Raw genomic sequence first — 17,581 nt, forward strand, 5'->3', positions numbered from 1 at the left:
AGACGCCTTCGCACGCTGGGGGCACGCCAGGGTCGTAAGATAGCCCTAACCGCCGGCGGGTCCTGCGGCAAGGAGCAAACAAATGCAGAATCTTACGAGCAGCCGTGCGATCGTTGTGGTTACCATCGCATCTCTCGGAGCCGGAATCTTCTTTATCCAGCCCGTGCGCGCCGCCATCGATGCAGCGATGAGCTGCTCATTGACGACTGCGTGTCTGCAGTGGACGAACAGCTCGAACGGCAACGCGATACGCGGCACCTCCGACGGCGGAAATGCGTTCAGCCTTAGCTGAGTACGCGCCGCGCGAAACCGTGCCGACGATGGAGGACCTCGGAGAAGGGCAATTGACAAGGGGCCGCGCTGTCGTCACGCTCGAGACGAGATTCGCAAGCGCAATCGACCAGCATGCTAACTACCTGGTTTTCCTCACGCCCGAGGGCGATTGTCGCGGCCTGTACGTCGCACAAAAAACTGGGTCCGCCTTCACCGTGCAAGAGTTGCAAGGTGGACAATCGACGCTCCAATTCGATTATCGGATCGTCGCGAAGCCATACCGCGATGACGCGTCTCGCCTGCCGATGACTGACGTGCGTCCGTCGACACTCCCGCGGCATCGACGCACCGGGGATGGTAAGATTTAGTGACGCTTATGGAATGCTGGGTTCATGGTGGAGGCGACCGGAGTTGAACCGGTGTCCGAGAAGACCCCCACGAAGGCATCTACAAGCTTAGCTCAGGCTTTGATCTCGCGGCTCCGTACGCTCCCGAGCGAGCTTACCGAAACCGCCAACCCCGATTTGAGTTCCCGCGCTCGTCGTGGTCCCCGAGCGAAGTAGCCGTCTTGTTTGACATCCGCGGGCCCGTGCCGGCGCCGTTGCCCCCCGGACGTAGTAGCCTAAGTTAGGCTGCTAGTGCGTATTCGCTGTTCGCGTTTATACGTTTTCCGATCGTTTAAGGAGGGCTCGGAACTCCGCTTGCTTCCTTCGCCTGGGCACAGCCCGTCGAGACCGTGACGCCCCCATGCAAGGCCATTATACCATGACTTCACTGCCAAATGAAGCCGTGCCATAGGCCCCCGCCGGTTTCGGTGAAGCTCCCAACGATTCGGCCAAGGTGATCAATTCCTGCTGGGGTGGTCGACTGGGCGCCCGGAACCGAAATGCTCGTCAGGCCACCGTGTGGACCACGCAGAAATCCAAGCGCGGGCGCAAAGAGTCCGCTATTCCCGCTCCATCCGGTTACTTGACCCCGGTCGTTGATCTTCGCCGGGAAAGTATAGGCGGCATTCGGGATGGTGAAAATCTTGAGACGCCCGTCTGAGCTTCGCACAAAGCCATCCGTGCCCGCCGGAGTTGCCTCTAAGCCAAAGAACCCGGTGATCAGGCCACTGGAATTGATGGATATCGGATCGATAGCACCACTATCGGCCCATGTCATCGGTATATCGAATGCTTTTATGGTACCGTCAGAAAAGCGCTCATAGCCATGCTGCCCGCTTGCGTCGAAGAAGCTCCCCGTCACGTCGCCGTGACTATTGATGCCATACGCGTCAGTGCCGGAATTCGGCTGCGTGCCGGCACCCGGGGCATCAAAAACTGCTATAGAACCGTCGCGAAGTCGAACAAAGCCGTGATAGACCGCATTCGAGTCGGCAAAGTAACCAGCAACATCGCCGCCGTCATTGATGTCGAAGACTCGGGTGTACGAGGCGCCTGGTGGGCTGAAAATCGTATACGCGCCGTCCGGTGCCCGCACAAACCCTTGATCGCCTGAATATCCGGCGATTTCGCCGGCGCTGTTCATTGCCGTGACGAATGTTTGAGACAGTCCCGGTGGGTTGATAACTGTAACGTCGCCGTTTTGTGCGCGTAAAAAGCCCTGGTTGCCGCCGGGATTGCCGGCGAAGGTGCCCGCCACGTCGCCCGCGTCGTCAATAGCGTATGGGAAAGTCCCCAGGGTGGCACCTGGAACATCGAATGCCGTGTAGGAATGTCCATCGCGCCAAACGATCGTTTCCTTCGCGATGAGTGAGGATCGCTGACCATGCGGCATCGCAGGAACAAAGCCACCGCTATCGGTGGCTCGCGGCACGGCCGAGCAAGACACGCTCAAAAGAGCGACACAGACACCGGCTGATGTCAGTCGTATGAAGTCGTGCAAAGTATGCCGTCCCTACTTCTGCGCCGAGCGTACTCGCGCTCGACGATCAGAACGGAACTACTTCGCCCGACGGTCCTCCTTGTCATCGTGGAATATCAGCGACACGACCCACGAGATGATCGACACGACGATGGCGCCCCAAAACGCCGGCCAGAATCCCGGCACGTTGAAGCCCGGAACGAAATTCAACACCCAATAGAAGATCGCGCCATTGATGATCAGCGTGAACAGCCCGAGCGTGAGGATGACGAGCGGACAACTGAGCACGACGAGGATCGGTTTTATGATCGCGTTCGCGATGCCCAGCACGAGCCCGCCGACAAGGAGCGCAACCCAACCGTCGGCGTGGATGCCTTGGAAGTGGAAATACGATATCACGCCGAGCGCGATCGCATTCACCACAACGCGTACGATGAAGTTCATTCGACGTTCAACGCCTCCTTGATCCTGGTGGCGAGCGCGGGGGTGACGCCGCGGACTGCGGCGAGCTGCGCTTCCGTCGCGCGCCGCACGCCCGATGCGGAACCGAATTCCCGCAGCAATGCCTTCTTGCGCGCCGCGCCGACGCCGGGCACGGCGTCGAGCGGCGATGCGGTCTGCCGCTTGCCGCGCAGGGTACGATGATACGTCACCGCAAAGCGATGGGCCTCGTCGCGTATGCGTTGCACCAAGTGCATCGCGGGGGAATTGCGGGCGAGCAGCACCGGCTCCGCCTCGCCGGGCACATACAGCTCTTCGAATTGTTTGGCTAGCGCAGCCGCCGGCAGCGCGACGAGATCGAGATCGCGCAGCGAATCGAGCGCCGCGCCCAGCTGCCCACGGCCGCCGTCGATCAACAGCAGATCGGGCCGTTTGCCGAACTTCTTCTCTTTGCTGGATACCTTCCCCAACCCGGTGCCGGCGCTCAGATAGCGAAGCCGACGGCGCAGCATCTGCCCCATGTTGGCGAAATCGTCATTGCGTTCGGCCCCCTGGATCTTGAAGCGGCGATAATCGGCCTTGCGCGGGCGGCCGTCCTCGAACACGACCATCGAGCCGACCACGTCCGTGCCCTGGACGTGCGAGATATCATAGCACTCTATGCGCCGCGGCGGCCCCGGAAGGTCGAGCGCGGACGCGAGCTCTGCCAGCGCCGCGACGGCGCGTTCATCGGCGACGGCGGTCTTCGTGAGGTAGTCGGCGAGATGCTGTTCGGCGTTTCGTCGAACCTTGCGTAGATATTCGGCGCGCGGGCCGCGCTCCGGCGCGAGGATGCGCACGCGATTTCCGCGCTTGCCCGATAGGGCCCGCTCGATCACCTGGACTCCCGGGATGCGCGCCTCGAGCATGATCTCTTTGGGGACCCTCGGCGCTCGCGCGTAGAACTGCTGCACGAACTCGGCAAGAACTTCCTCAGGGGCGCGCCCCTCCGTGCCTTCGACGATGAATCGCTCTTGGCCCACGAGCAGCCCCGCGCGAACGAAAAACACCTCCATGCACGAAACGCCTTGCCCGTGCGCGCCGCCCACGATATCCATGTCGATGCGGCTGCGCCAGACCACTTCTTGGCGCGTCATGACGCGCTTGATCAAGGCGATCCGATCGCGAAGCCGCGCTGCCTGCTCGTACTGAAGATCCTCGGCGGCCTGTTCCATCTCGCGTTCGAGCCGCCCGACCAGAACCTCGTAGCGTCCTTCCAAGAAGAGCGCGACGTCTGCGACGAGCGCATCGTATTCTTCTTTGCTCTGCAAAAACGCGCACGGCGCCATGCAGCGCTTGATGTGATATTGGAGGCACGGACGACGGTAGGTGACGCCGATCTCGCCGGTGCAGGTCCGAAGCGGAAACGCGCGCCGGATGATCTCGATGAGCTCGCGAAGCGCGGCGGCATCGGTGTACGGTCCGAAGTACCGGCCGCCGTCTTCGATGAGCTTGCGCGTGAAGATGACGCGCGGGAAGGTCTCGCCGAGCGTCAACTTGAGGAACGGATACGATTTGTCGTCCTTGAGCCGGACGTTGAATGGCGGCCGGTGCTGCTTGATAAGATTGCACTCCAGCAGCAGCGCCTCGGTTTCGTTGGCGACGATGATCGTGCGGATGTCCGCGACCTGTTCGACCATCGCGTCGATGCGCGCATGCCGCACTCGGCCCGGCTGGAAATACGACCGCACGCGCGATCGTAGTTCCACCGCCTTGCCGACATACAACACAGCGCCGGCGGCGTCGAGCATCTGATAGACGCCCGGCTCGGCCGGCAGCCGGTCGAGCGCGTCGCGCACAAGTTGAGGCAATCGTTCTGAAGTCATGGCGTCAGGTATTATTTCGCGGCTGCGCGGCGGCGCCCTCGGGGGAACCTTAGCCCTTCGCCGCCGCTGCGCGCTGGGCGCGTCCGCGCAAGTGGGACCAAATCCACACGCCGATCCCGATCACGACGAGCACCAGCAGCAGGATCGCGAAGCGGCCGAAGATTCTATCGAGCGAATCCCAGTTGCGGCCCAGCGCAAGCCCGGCATAGGCGAAGCCCGTGCACCAGATCGTCGATGCGAGGAGCGTGAACGCGAGAAATCTTCCGAACGGCATGCGCACGACCCCGGCCGGCAAAGACGCAACGGCACGAACGCCCGGCAGCAGCTTGCACGCGAACACGGCGCGCGCACCGAATCGTACGATCCAATCGTGAGCGTGGGCCAACTCGCGCTCGCGCACGAAGACCAGCTTGCCGAACCGCTCGACGAGCGGTCGTCCACCGTAGTAGCCGATGATATACGCAATCACCGCTCCGATCGTGTCGCCGGCCGTGCCGCACACGATGACGGGGACGAACTCGAGCTCATGCGTATAGGCGAGGTAACCGCCGAACGACATCATCACTTCGCTTGGCAACGGCACGCCGATGGCCTGCAGCGTCATGCCGAGCGTGATCCCGTAGTAACCGGAGTGACGGATGAGGTCGAGCACCCATTGCGTGGCCGCGTGGAAGATGTGCATCTAACCTACGCTCTCCGGCCTACGCAGGGCCGCGAGCACTCTCGCCGCGACGCCGCCGCCGTCCGCCACGATGGCATCGATGATGTCGCTCGGCTGCACGTCTTCCGGTCGCCCCGCCTTCGAACAGGCTGCGTCGAGAACTCGCCGGACGCGCGGCGTGATGAGGATTCCATCCCAAGGGTGATCGGCCGTCTCATCCATTGCGTCGCGCAGCGCGCGTTTCACGTCGTATGCGTCGAAGTGGGCCTCTCGGAAATATCGCGCGACGTCTGCGGGCGGATCGATGGCCATGGCGAGCAGCAGATGCTCGGTGCCCAAAAAATAATGATTCGCGTTTCGGCACTCTTGTTCGGCGAGTTTGATCACGGCGCGTGCCGAAGAACCGTATTGGGAAAACATCGAAGCCCTTTTGAGCTATTCGGCATCGGGGCGACAGGATTTGAACCTGCGGACCTCTCGATCCCGAACCGAGCGCTCTACCAAGCTGAGCTACGCCCCGACCGGTGCCGACCGGCTTTCGTTCGAGTGCTATCCGGCGGCTTCCTTGCATTGCACCGCGATGGCCGGGGGATTCGCGCGCATGTCCCCGAACATCGGCTCTGATGTTTCGCGCGAAGTCAATTCGAAATGCTCAGGACCGATAGTCCATGCGTTACCTCATAGTCGGGTGCGGCCGCGTCGGCTCGACGCTGGCAAAGCGTCTCGCGCGCGCCGGTCATGCCGTCTCGGTCGTCGACGAAAATTCCACGGCGTTCCGCCGTCTCGGCCGTGATTTCCCCGGCAGCCTCGTGCTGGGTACGGGTATCGACGTCGACGTCCTCAAACGTGCCGGCGCAGATAGGGCGGACGGATTCGCCGCGGTGACGCAAGGCGATAATCGCAATATCATGGCGGCCCTCATCGCACAGCAGCATTTCAAGATCAATCACGTCGTGGCGCGCATCTACGATCCGGAACGGTCGTCGATGTACCGCGACTTCGGGATTTCCACGATTTGTCCGACCACGGTGGGCGCGCGCCTTATGGCCGACGCTCTCGAAGAGCACGCGTTCCGCGTGCTGCCGTACGAACGGCCCGATGTCGAGATCATCGAATTCGTCGTGGGCGACGCGGCGCACGGGAAACTCGTCTCCGATCTCGCCGTCAGCGGCAAGACCCAGGTGTGCATCGTCATCCGGCGAGATGGGGCGTCGCGGATTCCCACTCCGGAAATGCGGCTCGAAGCCGGCGACCGCGTGGTCGCTTCGGTGCAGCCGGACTATTTGGACGAGTACCGCAAGATGATCGAAGCCACATTGGCCAAGGCAGGCTAAGTGTTCATCATCGTGGTCGGAGGCGGCAAGCTCGGAACCTATCTGGCAAAAGCGCTGCTCGAACAACAGCACGAAGTGATCGTCATCGAAAAGGACGAGCGCAAGGCCCAGCGCCTCTCGCAGTTCTTGGAGCGCGAGATCGCGCATTTCGGCGATGGCTGCGATCCGCTTGTGCTCGAAGAAGCCGGCGTGAACCGCGCCGACGTCGTCATCGCCGATACGGGCGACGATGAGGACAATCTCGTCATCTGTCTCGTGACCAAGAGAAAATTCCATAAGCCGCGCACCATCGCGCGCGTCAACAATCCGAAGAACAAACAGATATTTGAAGAGCTCGGTATCGACTCGGTCATTTCCGGTACCGAAGTCGTCATGAAGATCGTCCAGCAGGAAGTCAACGTGCGCGACGTATCGCCCTTGATGACGTTCAAGGGCGGCAATTTGGAGCTCGTGCGTTTGTCGATCCCCGCCACGTCGCCGGCCGGCGACAAGCGGCTCTCGCAACTGCAATTGCCAAAGCATGCGGTCATCGTGGCGGTCGAGCGCGCCGGCGATGTCCTCGTTCCCGACGGCGACACCGAAGTGCGATCGGGCGACACGATGCTTATCGTCACGCAGCCCGGCGCCGCGCAGGAGCTCAAGGCGCAGCTCGTCGGTTGATAAATTCCTTTTATGTAGGAGGGCAAGCATCGCTTGCCCCGTCTCTTTTGTAGGAGGGTGAGCAACGCTCGCCCTTTTTGTTTTGGGCAAGCGATGCTTGCCCTAGTACGCGCGTAGAAAAAAGGGGGCAAGCGATGCTTGCCCTAGTACACTCGCCCTCCTACATTTTGGTCAGTTTCAGGTGTTTATTTCGCTGGGACGGTCACCTGCGCGTTGAGCGCTTGATTCACGCGAGTGAGCAGCAGCGCAAGATGCGCCCGGCTCTCCTCATCCATCGAAGATGAGGATCGCACGCCGCGCAATGTGGACCCGAGGTCGACAAGCTTTGCGCGCGCGAGCGCCTGCGCGCCCGCAGGCGTTCCCGCGGTTGGCGCGATCGCCATGTGAATCAGCATGCCTGTGTACGACGCTTGGAGATTGCGCCGGACCGGCGGCAATGCTCCAACACCCTTAGCGCTAAGATCGCCGAACACAGAGCGCTGGGCCCAGTCGAACAGATCCGCGGTGTCCATCGTCTGACCGGGAGCCGCTTTCGACGGCAGTGCCTCGAGACGTTGCAGCATCGCGGGTTGGAACAACTGCGCCAGAATCCGATTCTGCAAGCCGCCGGCGACTTGGATGACGGCGATGTCGTGACGTGGCGTGGGATCGTAGGCCCACTGCGCGCCCGAGAACGGCGACCACTCGGCGTACGTCAAGCTGTTCAACGTGCGCGCCGAGAAGTTCCATGCTGCGTCCGAGAATGCGTAGCGGTCGAGCTGCGCCCATGCGCGGCGCTCCTGCGCGATCGGCACCGGCGACAGCGGCGTGCCCGCGCCGGGATCGCCCGCGTGCGCGCGAGACAGGTATTCCCCGCCTATGAAGTGCGTCGCGATCGTCGCGTCGTAGTCGTATAAGCCGAGCACGTCGCCGAACGAATCGCGCGCGGCTTGGTACGGCTGACCCGAGCGCGGGAAGCGCCGGTCGATCGATGTCATCAACAAATGCGCGAGCGACAGTTGACCATCGGTCCAACCCAACGTGTCGTTCGTGAGGTCGAAGTGGCTGACGCGCGGGTCGACCGCATGCGCGTCGCCGTACGAGACGTCTTCATCGGATGCAAAGCGGTAGAGCGGATTGGACCACGCACTTGCCCAGCTGTGCAGTGTCGGCAACTCGGCTTCGGGCGTGGTCGCCGCGATTTGGCCGTAGCCGTAGTGGATGGCGTAGTAGTCGTACGAGCCGAGCACCTTTTGGTAATATTCTCCTTGCGGCGTTCCGTTAGGCCATAAGTTGAGCGGTGCATACTCCATGACGGAGGTCGCAACGCCGTTGCGCGCGGTGAATGCTTCGTCTTGCAGTTGTTTGGCGGTGTACGCTTCCGATCCGATGAAGTTGTGCTGCAGCCCCATGTCGTGGCCCGACTCGTGCAGCGCGATCGACTTCAAGAAATCGTAGTCGAACTGGTTCTGTCCGTAGCGGGCCGTCCGGCCGAGCATGGCGAGAGCGACGCGACCGTAAGCCGCCTCCATGCTCATGCCCGCGCCGTATTCAGCCTCCTCGCGCGTGAATGCGCTGCCGGAACCGTTGGGATGCGTCGGGTCGGTGAAATCACGCCAAAACTGGTGATTGGCGAGCATGAGGTCGGCATCGAACAGGACGCCCGAGTGGAATTCTTCGCCCGTGCGCGGATCGATCATCAATTGCGCTTCGGCAAAGCCGCCGCCGTTGGACTCGGTGAGCCAGCGCAACACGTTGTAGCGCACGTCGTCGGGATCCCATGACGGGTCGTTCGGCTGGTCCAAGACCTGAATCGCATCGAGGATGCCGACTTTGGCAAACGCTTTGTTCCATTCCATAACGCCATCGCGCAGCGCCGAGCGATATTCCAACGGAACGGTGTTGCTTATATAGAACACCATCGGATTGGTGGCCTTCGATGGATGCGCCGGGTCTTGCGGCTTGAAATTCCAGCGGACGATGTAGTGCGTTTGGCGTGTGTCAACGCGATCGCCGGCGAAGTTCAAGAACGGCGCGTCGAAATATCCGACCCGATCGTCTGCAAGCCGCGGCATGTAGCCGTCGTTCGGCAATGCGACTAAGTTATAGTCGACCTTAATGGCCAAGCTGCGCGGATCGGGCACGTTGTCCACCACGTCGGGCGTGTCGGTGACCCAGTTCTGGATGACCTCGATGAGCACGTTATTAGGAAATGCCTTCGTCGGGCCGAACGCCGAGCTGTCGCCGTCCAGGCGGTACGAATCTTCCGGGGTTGTGCCGAGCGTGGCCTTGAGCGTGTCGTTCAAATCGATCACATCGCCGAGAAACGCGCTTGCGTCGATCACGATGTCACCGCTCACATCGTCTTGCGCGACAACTTTCGCCACGCCGACGTTGGACGCGGCAACTGTCGCTTGGATTGCGTTCTCCGCCGGACTTCCGGGCTGCGCCAAAAAATTCGTGTTCGGCCACGTGATGAAGACCTTGTCGTCGACGCGGCTGAATCGGATCAGTCGGGCCGGAGCGTAATCGAACGAGCCCGGGTAGAGGCCGAATCCACCGAGGCCGTTGACCGGCACGGCGCTTTGGATGAAGTCGGTGTCCAATTGGCTCTTGTGGAGTTGGAGATAGATTTTTCCGGACTTGCGCAACACCGTGAACAATCCGGTTTGGGATTGCGCGCCGTCCACGAATTTCGCCAACGGCGCCGGGGCCGAATCATCGCCGTCAGCGCGCGCGATCGCCGGCGAAGAAGCACACGCGAAAAATACCGCGCACAATAAAAAGATATAACGCCGCATGAACTCTTTCAAACCTCCGAAGTCCGCGCGGGAGACCGACGTCCGCCGCGTTGATGAGTAGAATGGCTCGGCGCAAACGTTTCTTTGCGACGCCGTACGTATTCCTATCCGAATCCGCGCGTGAAGTTACCGACACGCACGTTTGGGAATTCAGACGCGAGTCGCGTGAGCCACGCAGCCATACCGAGTGTAGGCTGCGCGGGCCTGCCGACCGCCGCGAAATACTCTGCCGGATCCACGTTTAGCGTCCGTGTCTGAACCATGCTTATAGAATAGGCATCCAGCAGTCGCTCGAAACTTTTCATTTCCTCTGCTTCGTCGGTGACGCCGGGATGTGTGAGCAGATTGAGCGACACCGAAATGCCGGCCTCGCTTGCGACCTGAAGGCTTTTGCAGACCTCGTCAAAGCCGTAGCCGCGCGGACGGTAGTATGCCGAATACGCCGCCGGACGCGCAGAATTCAGACTTACGCGCACCGATTGCAGGCCCGCCTCGATGAGCGAAGCGAGCGCTCGGGGCGAGCTTGCGTTCGTATTGCAGTGTACGATGCCGGCGCTTGTCCGCGCGCGGATCTCGCGAATGGCGCTAGCGATGCGCGGCGCAGCGAGAAGCGGTTCGCCTTCGCAGCCTTGGCCGAACGACACGATGTCGCCGCCCCCGTCGAGATGCGCGACGGCAAGCGCCACGATCTCGTCGCTCGACGGCGCGATGCGCACGCGTTCCTGCGCGGCGGCGAACCCCGATTCGGGATCTTGCGCCGAGATGCACCCGATGCAGCGCGCGTTGCATGCGGGCGACACCGGGATGGCAGCCTCGCCCGAACGTAAGAACGAGTTCTGTGCTGTGAAGCAACCGTACTCGGTGGCGCAGCGGACGAGCTGGCGCACGAGCGCCGTTTCGCCGAACTCCGCGACGCGAGCCGCGATGCCGGCTCGGACGTGTTCTTCGCCGTGCTTCGCGGCGCTCCAAGATTCGAGCGAGTCGGTCGGCAGGGCCGCCGCGACGATGCCGGTTCCGTCCCACGCAGCCGCGGTGTATCCATATAAAGGCAACGCCGGCGCGCCGGGCCGGCTCTCGTACGCGGGCAGCGACGCGCGCGTGTATCCGAGCGGCAAGGCGACCGCCATCGCATCGACCGGAACGCCGTCGAGATCGTCGAGCGTCGTTCGACGATCACCGTCGAAGACCACCGCGCTGCGGCCGGGCAGCGTGAGCAAGAGCGCGCCCTCGGGCAGAGGTATGAAATCGGCCGGTTTCGCGCGGCGCACCCAGCCGTCGTCGACGGCGGCCGAATAGCCGGGCACGTCGAGCAGCGCTCCGTCCGGGCGCGCAACCAACGGTGAGGGAACCTTCACTATGCGTTTGCCGGAGCGTGCGCGCCGGTGAGAATTTCGTCCGGCACGCTTATCTCCGCGAAAAACACGATTTCTGCCGGTCCGGCCATCTCCACGCTCGCGCCGGGACCAGGCCACTCGATGCTCACCGACCCTCCCGGCATGTGCACGTCGAGCGGCGACGTCGCTCGGCCGGTAAGTATCGCCGAGACGCCGACGGCGCATGCCCCGGAACCGCAAGCTTGTGTTTCGCCGACACCGCGCTCGAGCACGCGCATGTTCAAGCTGCCGCCCGAGACGTGCGCGATCTCGAAGTTCGCGCCGTTGGGAAAGAGATCGAGCGCCGCGAGCGACGCCGCATGCGCCGCAATATCCGCGCGTTCGACCGGCGTGTCTAAGAATGTGACGCAATGCGGGTTGCCCATCGAGACCGCGCATATGCGCACCGGGGCCCACCCCGGCACCTCGACCAACTCATCAATAGCGCGGGCATCGGGATCTCCGCGCATGGGGATTTCAGCTTTGGCAAAGCGCGGCACGCCCATATCGACGGCTACGACGTCGGCGCCGTCGCGCACGGCGCGTCGCACGCGGACCAGTCCGCTTGCCGTTTGCACGGTGATCGCGCTCGGCGAACCCGCGCGCGTGTGTTCGAGGTAGCGCGCGATGCATCGGATGCCGTTGCCGCACATCTCCGCTTCGGTTCCGTCCGCGTTGAAGATGCGCATGCCGATGCCGGCTTCGCCGCTGGTGGGCGCCTCGAGAACGAGCAGCCCGTCTGCGCCTATGCCGAATCGGCGCTCGCACCAAAGCCGCGCGAGCGCGGCGAACGGCAAGTGCTCGCCCGCGCTATTGTCGAGCAGCACGAAATCGTTGCCCGTGCCTTGCACCTTGGCGACGGAAAACTTGCGCATGACGTGGGCGCGCGGACTAGTTTTGCGCGGCGCTAGCCGACGTTTCAGGTTGCGAGCGGCTTTGGTCGGCCGATGGCGGGCGCGCCCCGTCGGCCGGCGACGCATCTGCCAGCCGCGGCTGGTGCGCGGCTAGCTCCGAACCGGTGAATTGAACCGGCGATTGCGGCGAAACGGTGGAGACGGCGTGCTTATAGACCAAATGCGGCTTGTTATCATATTCGAGGATGATCGTGAAGTTGTCAAAACCGCGGACATGACCGCGCAATTGGAATCCGTTGCGCAAGTAGATCGTCACGAGCGCGTTTTCTCTTTTTATCGCAAGCAAGTACGCATCTTGCAATGGCAGATTCGGTTTCACGGCCGTCTCCATGAACGAGAAATCCCTCAGGGAGTGAGGTATGGTCATTTTTTTAGTTCACGTCCTGGCAGCGATTTCCCTTGCCGCAGCCGTAACCGCGCGCGAGGCGGCCGTGCGGTCGCCGGCTTCGATGATGCGCGCGGTCCGCAATCTGCGAAACCACGTGTCCTGGCGCGCAGCATATTGCGACGTGCGAAGCGTGCAGCGCGAGATCGCCTCCCCGCGCGTCGCCGTTCCGTCGGCGATCGCGAGCGCTTCCGCATAACCGATGCCCGTCAAGGCAGGCGCTGCCGGCCAGCGCGCGCGTATGGATTGCGCTTCGTCTTCAAGCCCTGCGGCGAACATCGCGCCGACGCGCGCCGCGATGCGAAGGCGAAGTTCTGCGCGCGCCACGTTCATCACAAATACCCTTAAGTGAATTTCCGGAGCGGGAACGCGCGGCTCGCTCGGCGCTGACGCACATTCGATCCCTTCTTCCCTTTTCGCAAGCGCAGCCTCAAGCGCGCGTATGGTGCGATAGCGGTCGCCGGCGGGCACCCGCTGTGCCGCAATCGGGTCCAGCGCGCCCAGCCACTCTCGCAGCGCCTCATGAGAATGAAGTTGAACTTCGCGGCGAACTCGTGTGCGAAGCTCATCGCTGCCCGCCGGACGATCGATCGGCATCGTGCCGGCGAGCGCCTCGATGTAGAGCCCGGTGCCACCGACAAGGACCGCAAGGCGTCCGCGCGCCGCGATCTCTGCAATCGCGATGCGAGCGTCGGTGACGAATCGCGCGGCGCTGTACCGGACTGCCGGTGAGACGATGCCGTATAAATGATGCGGCACGCGCGCCATTGCGCCGGCAGACGGCCAACCGGTACCGATCGGCATGCCTTCGTAGATCTGGCGCGAATCCGCGTTGACGATCTCACCGCCGACGTCTTCGGCGGCCGCAAGCGCCGCATCCGATTTTCCTGACGACGTGGGACCGCAGACGCACAGCGCTTCGATGGTCGATTTAGCGCTCACGCGCGCCTGAAGGCCTTTGCAAGCGTCGCTGCGTCGAGGCGAAGCATCGTCGGCCGTCCGTGCGGACAAGTGTGTGGGTCGCTGCACAAACGCAGCCGTTCCACGAGCGCGACCTGCTCTTGCAGCGCCAGCGGTTCGTGAGCGCGCACCACCGAGTGGCACGCGATCGTCGCAAGCAGCCGCGTTCGATGAGCCGGACCTTCACGTGGCGCATTGTCGGCGGCAAGATCGTCGAGCACGCCCGCCAGATCGAAGCGCCGCTTCTCGTATCCCGCCGGCAGCGACCTGATGCGAAATGCGTTGTCGCCGAATTGCTCGACGTCGACGCCGGCCGCCATCAACTCGTCTTGATGTTCGTGCAACGCCGCAGCCCGATCCGGATCGAGTTCGACGACCGTTGCGAAAAGGAGCGGGACGCCGGCATCGGCGGTGCCGGCACCGGCGAGCAGCGCTTCGTATGCAATGCGCTCGTGTGCGGCGTGCTGGTCGACGAGCATGAGGTTCGCGCCGTCGCTGCAGGCGATGTACGTCTGATCGATCTGGCCGAACACGCGAAGACGTCCCGGCGGCGATTCGAGCGCCGGACTCGCGTCAAATCGCGACGCTTCGACTGTTGTCGGCAAGAGAAAGCCGTCGCTCGATTCGTCCGCGGCACCCGCTTCCTCGAGCCCGAGTGCGGAAAGGATCGGCGACGGCGCCGCGCGTGACGGCTCGATGATGCGCAGCGATCGTGCGACCGCGGCGCGAACGGCATCGAAAACGGCGGCGCTGAAGCGAAAACGGACTTCTGCTTTTGTCGGGTGGACATTGACGTCGACATCTTCGGGTGGCAAGTCGACGCGGATGACGCCGTATGGGTACCGGCCGGTCATGCCAAATGACCCGTTCGCGGCAAGCCACGCAGCACCAAGCGCGCTCGATCGAACGAGCCGGCCGTTTACGAAAAAGATCTGATGGTTGCGGTGCGGCCGGTCGCGGCCTGGCGCGCTGATATAGCCGGTGATTTTTTCGCGCGCATGCCCCGAGTCGCCATCGATCGCGACGAGTGCGCCGCGTGCATCGCGGCCGAACACCGATTCCAACCGGTCGACCGGATCGGCGACAGCGGGAAGCGCCCAGACGTCTCGGTCGTCGTGGCGCAAATGAAACCCCACGGCCGGCCATCCCAGCGACAACTGACTCAAGTATGCGGCCACGCGTGCGAATTCAGCGCGCGGGCTCTTGAGAAATTCGCGTCGAGCCGGCGTGAGCGCGAAGAGATCCCGCACGGTGACTTTGGTTCCGAGGGGCGCCGCGACCGCTGACGGTGCGGTCGTCGTCGTTCCGGTCGCTTCGACGCGCGCTCCCACCTCATCGCCGCGCCGTCTCGATACGATCTCCAGCCGGCCGGCGGCGGCGATGCTCGCGAGGCCTTCGCCGCGGAAACCGAGCGTGCGGACCGCGAAGAGATCGTCTGCTATAGTTAGTTTGCTGGTCGCGTGGCGCATGAGCGCGAGCACGAGCTCGTCGGCTCCCATGCCGCGGCCGTCATCGCTGACTGAGATCGCGGTGCGGCCTCCGTCGATCAATTCCACGCTTACGACGCTCGCGCCGGCGTCAAGGCTGTTCTCCACGAGCTCCTTGACGACTGAAACCGGCCGTTCGATGACTTCGCCGGCGGCGATTTGCGCAATCGTTGCTTCGTCGAGCAGCCGAATCGGGTCGAAAACTTGCATCGGTCGTCGATTTGGCGCGAAACGCCCGAAAATCCCCTCCTACGGGACAATTCTCTCTTGACGGGCGAAACAGTTATGCTATTATACTAATACCACAGTACGACAGCACATTAGTGCGTCGGTTCGAAGGAGAAAAGAAAATGATCCGCGTGTTCACACAAAATCCCCAAGATCGCGAAAACCAGGTCACCTCGCTCATCGGTTTGCCGACAACCATTGCTGGCAGCATGTTCGCCGGCTGGGGCCCGAAGCTGTAACCTGACATGAGCGCGATCTTCACAGTCGATCCCCATTCGGGGGTCCCCATCTACCTCCAGCTCATCGCCGTCGTAAAGCGGTCGGTGGCGCTCGGGGTGCTGGTGCCCGGCGAGCAGTTGCCGACCGTGAAGCAACTCGCCACAACCTTGACGGTCAACGCGAATACCGTCGCCCGTTCGTACCGGGAACTCGAGCGCGATGGCGTGATCGAGACGAGCCCGGGCCGCGGATCGTTCGTGCGCGGAAACGGCTCACAAGTCGCTTCCACCAAAGCCGCCACCGACAGTGCGGCTGCGGCGATCGACGGCGCCGTGCGCGAGGCGAAATCCATGGGGCTCGATCGCGCGGGCGTCACACAACTAGTCGAACAAGTCCTCGAGCGCTGGTATCCGGCGATCGACGGGCGGGAGGCATCATGACGGAACCAATAGCGATTGCCGTCGACGGGCTGAGCAAGCGTTTCGGCGACGTCACCGCACTCGATAATTTCTCGATAGCAGTCCCGAAGGGATCCATCTTCGGCGTGCTCGGCACCAACGGCGCCGGCAAGACCACGGCGTTCAAATGTATGTTGGGACTGGCGCGAGCCGACGCGGGTACCACGCTTTTCGAAGGCTCGCCGCTCACCCCGGCATTGTTCGAACGCATGACGTACGTGCACGAACGGCCGGCGCTCTACAGCGACCCGCGCGTCTCCGATCATCTCGAATGGACGCGACGCACGTATGCTCGATACGATGCCCCGCGCGCCGCAAAGCTGCTCGACCTCTTCGGTCTCACGCCCAAGAAGCGCGTGAAGACCCTTTCGAAAGGCCAGCAGTCGGCCCTCGCTTTGACCCTCGCGTTTGTCACGCGGCCCGACATCTTGATCCTCGACGAACCTGCAAGCGGGCTCGATCCCGTGAACCAACGTAATGTGCTCGATTTGCTGATCGGCGAGGCCGCCGGCGGCGCAACCATCGTTTTCTCCTCGCACGCAATCGGGCAGGTGGAACGGGCGGCAGACCGCGTCGCAATCCTGCACCGCGGCAAGAAGATGCTCGACGGCGAAGTCGATCTTCTCAAGGCCGATGAGAAAGTGGTCGAGGCGACCTTTGAAAACGACGCTCCTTCCGTAAACGGCCTGGCGAGGGATCCGTCGGTGCGCCGCATCGTGCGCGCCGGCCGGCTGCTGCGCGCGTTCGTACGCGGGAACAGCGACGAGGTCGCAAGACACATCGCGGCGCTCGAGCCCAAGAGCTTGCGTGTGCTCGACCAAAATTTGGAAGATATCTTCTTGAACGCCGTCGCTGCGAGCGACGGCGAAACCGCCGCCGCCGCGGCCGACTTGGAGAGCTAAGATGTACTACATGGAGTTTCTATTAGTTCGCAAGATTTTATATTGGCTGTGTGGATTGCTGGCGGTTGCGATAGCGATCGTGTCGTGGGCCGTAGCGAGCAACGCCCACAGTATCTCGTCTCATCCCCACGGCGTCGTGCCGTTTGCCGCACTCTTGGCGGGCGCCACATTTGTCTCGGCGATCATCGCGATGATCTTCGGCTGTGCGCTCGCGCGGCAAAACGCAGGACATCTGCCGCTCGTGTGGACTAGACCGGTCTCGCGCGACAGATTCGCCCTTTCACTCACCATCGTGCACTTAGCCGGCATCGCGGCTGCATTCGTGCTTACGTTAGCAGCCACACTCGGCGTGTTCGCTATGTTCGGTGCGCTCGATTTGATCACGATGGCCGGCGAGCTACCGGTCACTCCTGAAGGCGTGGCGCGCATGCTGCTCTTTCCGCTCGCATGGTACGGACTCGTTCTGGCGCTCACCTCAAGCTTGAGAGCCGGCGCGGGCTTCATCCCATTCGGTGCATGGATCTTAGGCTCGCTGCTCGTCGCCCTGGACGCGAGCCACCTATTCAGCGGCGCTTCCGCGGTCGTCATCAACGTCATAGACCATGTGAATCCGCTCTATTACTTCAGCATGCACTTCGACCAATCCGGAAGCAATGAATCTATGGTATCAAACGTAGGCGTTGCGATCGTCGGCCTCGCCGCCATCGCCGTCGCCGGCTACGTCGCCGCTCTCGCCCAGTGGCGCCGACTGGAGGCATGATCATGGAGCAGCTGG

At 62.7% G+C, this 17,581-nt stretch carries 16 protein-coding genes, 1 tRNA gene, 1 other RNA gene and 1 pseudogene; 6 read left to right on the forward strand and 13 right to left on the reverse strand.

Annotation, left to right across the window (positions count from 1 at the left end):
• The first annotated feature begins 82 nt into the window (after positions 1-82).
• Entirely contained in the window at positions 83-292 is a 210-nt protein-coding gene (locus VII69_02785; GenBank protein ID HEY5094025.1) for a hypothetical protein, read from the forward strand.
• Between the two features lie 374 nt (positions 293-666).
• Here the strand turns inward: VII69_02785 and ssrA are convergent.
• The 7 genes from ssrA to VII69_02820 all read right to left on the reverse strand — a co-directional run bounded on the left by ssrA (position 667) and on the right by VII69_02820 (position 5,626).
• Positions 667-1,020, reverse strand: a transfer-messenger RNA (tmRNA) gene (gene ssrA / locus VII69_02790).
• A 24-nt stretch (positions 1,021-1,044) separates the two neighbouring features.
• Positions 1,045-2,160, reverse strand: a complete 1,116-nt coding sequence (locus tag VII69_02795; GenBank protein HEY5094026.1) for a hypothetical protein — start codon at positions 2,158-2,160, stop codon at positions 1,045-1,047.
• Positions 2,161-2,217: 57 nt separating this feature from the next.
• Positions 2,218-2,583: a phage holin family protein gene (locus VII69_02800; protein HEY5094027.1), complete on the reverse strand. Its 366-nt coding sequence runs from the start codon at positions 2,581-2,583 to the stop codon at positions 2,218-2,220.
• The gene (gene uvrC, locus VII69_02805; protein HEY5094028.1) at positions 2,580-4,445 is read right to left on the reverse strand and encodes an excinuclease ABC subunit UvrC; all 1,866 of its coding nucleotides are present in this window, start codon (positions 4,443-4,445) and stop codon (positions 2,580-2,582) included. Before uvrC ends, VII69_02800 begins: the two co-directional genes overlap by 4 nt.
• Positions 4,446-4,494: 49 nt before the next feature.
• The gene (locus VII69_02810) at positions 4,495-5,127 is read right to left on the reverse strand and encodes a DedA family protein (protein ID HEY5094029.1); all 633 of its coding nucleotides are present in this window, start codon (positions 5,125-5,127) and stop codon (positions 4,495-4,497) included.
• Complete coding sequence (locus tag VII69_02815) at positions 5,128-5,526, reverse strand: Clp protease N-terminal domain-containing protein (GenBank protein ID HEY5094030.1); 399 nt, start codon at positions 5,524-5,526, stop codon at positions 5,128-5,130.
• Between the two features lie 25 nt (positions 5,527-5,551).
• Positions 5,552-5,626: transfer RNA gene (locus tag VII69_02820), tRNA-Pro, on the reverse strand.
• Between the two features lie 148 nt (positions 5,627-5,774).
• On the opposite strand from VII69_02820, the gene VII69_02825 reads away from it, so the two are divergent.
• Both VII69_02825 and VII69_02830 read left to right on the forward strand, forming a co-directional pair.
• Entirely contained in the window at positions 5,775-6,440 is a 666-nt protein-coding gene (locus tag VII69_02825) for a TrkA family potassium uptake protein (GenBank protein HEY5094031.1), read from the forward strand.
• Positions 6,441-7,100 carry a TrkA family potassium uptake protein gene (locus VII69_02830; GenBank protein ID HEY5094032.1) on the forward strand — a complete coding sequence of 220 codons (660 nt, stop codon included), beginning with the start codon at positions 6,441-6,443 and terminating at the stop codon, positions 7,098-7,100.
• Between the two features lie 185 nt (positions 7,101-7,285).
• Here VII69_02830 and VII69_02835 read toward each other — a convergent pair whose 3' ends face one another.
• From VII69_02835 to mutL, 6 genes and pseudogenes are all read right to left on the reverse strand, one after another.
• Positions 7,286-9,880, reverse strand: a complete 2,595-nt coding sequence (locus tag VII69_02835) for a zinc-dependent metalloprotease (protein ID HEY5094033.1) — start codon at positions 9,878-9,880, stop codon at positions 7,286-7,288.
• 104 nt (positions 9,881-9,984) lie between these two features.
• On the reverse strand, positions 9,985-11,235 hold the full coding sequence (locus tag VII69_02840) for a radical SAM protein (protein HEY5094034.1): 1,251 nt from the start codon (positions 11,233-11,235) through the stop codon (positions 9,985-9,987).
• Positions 11,235-12,128 (reverse strand): diaminopimelate epimerase, encoded by an 894-nt coding sequence (gene dapF, locus VII69_02845; protein ID HEY5094035.1) that lies wholly within the window; start codon positions 12,126-12,128, stop codon positions 11,235-11,237. Before dapF ends, VII69_02840 begins: the two co-directional genes overlap by 1 nt.
• A gap of 160 nt (positions 12,129-12,288) precedes the next feature.
• Positions 12,289-12,486 (reverse strand): annotated as a pseudogene (hfq, locus tag VII69_02850) (RNA chaperone Hfq).
• A 57-nt stretch (positions 12,487-12,543) separates the two neighbouring features.
• Entirely contained in the window at positions 12,544-13,494 is a 951-nt protein-coding gene (gene miaA / locus VII69_02855; GenBank protein HEY5094036.1) for a tRNA (adenosine(37)-N6)-dimethylallyltransferase MiaA, read from the reverse strand.
• Complete coding sequence (gene mutL / locus VII69_02860; protein HEY5094037.1) at positions 13,491-15,209, reverse strand: DNA mismatch repair endonuclease MutL; 1,719 nt, start codon at positions 15,207-15,209, stop codon at positions 13,491-13,493. The genes miaA and mutL overlap by 4 nt, the downstream gene beginning before the upstream one ends.
• Positions 15,210-15,472: 263 nt before the next feature.
• Here mutL and VII69_02865 point away from each other — a divergent pair, with 263 nt between their 5' ends.
• The 3 genes from VII69_02865 to VII69_02875 are packed head-to-tail and all read left to right on the forward strand — an operon-like array spanning position 15,473 to position 17,566.
• Positions 15,473-15,886 carry a GntR family transcriptional regulator gene (locus VII69_02865; GenBank protein ID HEY5094038.1) on the forward strand — a complete coding sequence of 138 codons (414 nt, stop codon included), beginning with the start codon at positions 15,473-15,475 and terminating at the stop codon, positions 15,884-15,886.
• On the forward strand, positions 15,883-16,806 hold the full coding sequence (locus VII69_02870; protein ID HEY5094039.1) for an ABC transporter ATP-binding protein: 924 nt from the start codon (positions 15,883-15,885) through the stop codon (positions 16,804-16,806). The genes VII69_02865 and VII69_02870 overlap by 4 nt, the downstream gene beginning before the upstream one ends.
• Positions 16,807-16,816: 10 nt before the next feature.
• On the forward strand, positions 16,817-17,566 hold the full coding sequence (locus VII69_02875; GenBank protein HEY5094040.1) for a hypothetical protein: 750 nt from the start codon (positions 16,817-16,819) through the stop codon (positions 17,564-17,566).
• Positions 17,567-17,581 lie beyond the last annotated feature (15 nt).

Source organism: Candidatus Eremiobacteraceae bacterium (assembly GCA_036511855.1).
In the GTDB taxonomy this organism is placed as follows: Bacteria; Vulcanimicrobiota; Vulcanimicrobiia; order Eremiobacterales; family Eremiobacteraceae; genus JABCYQ01.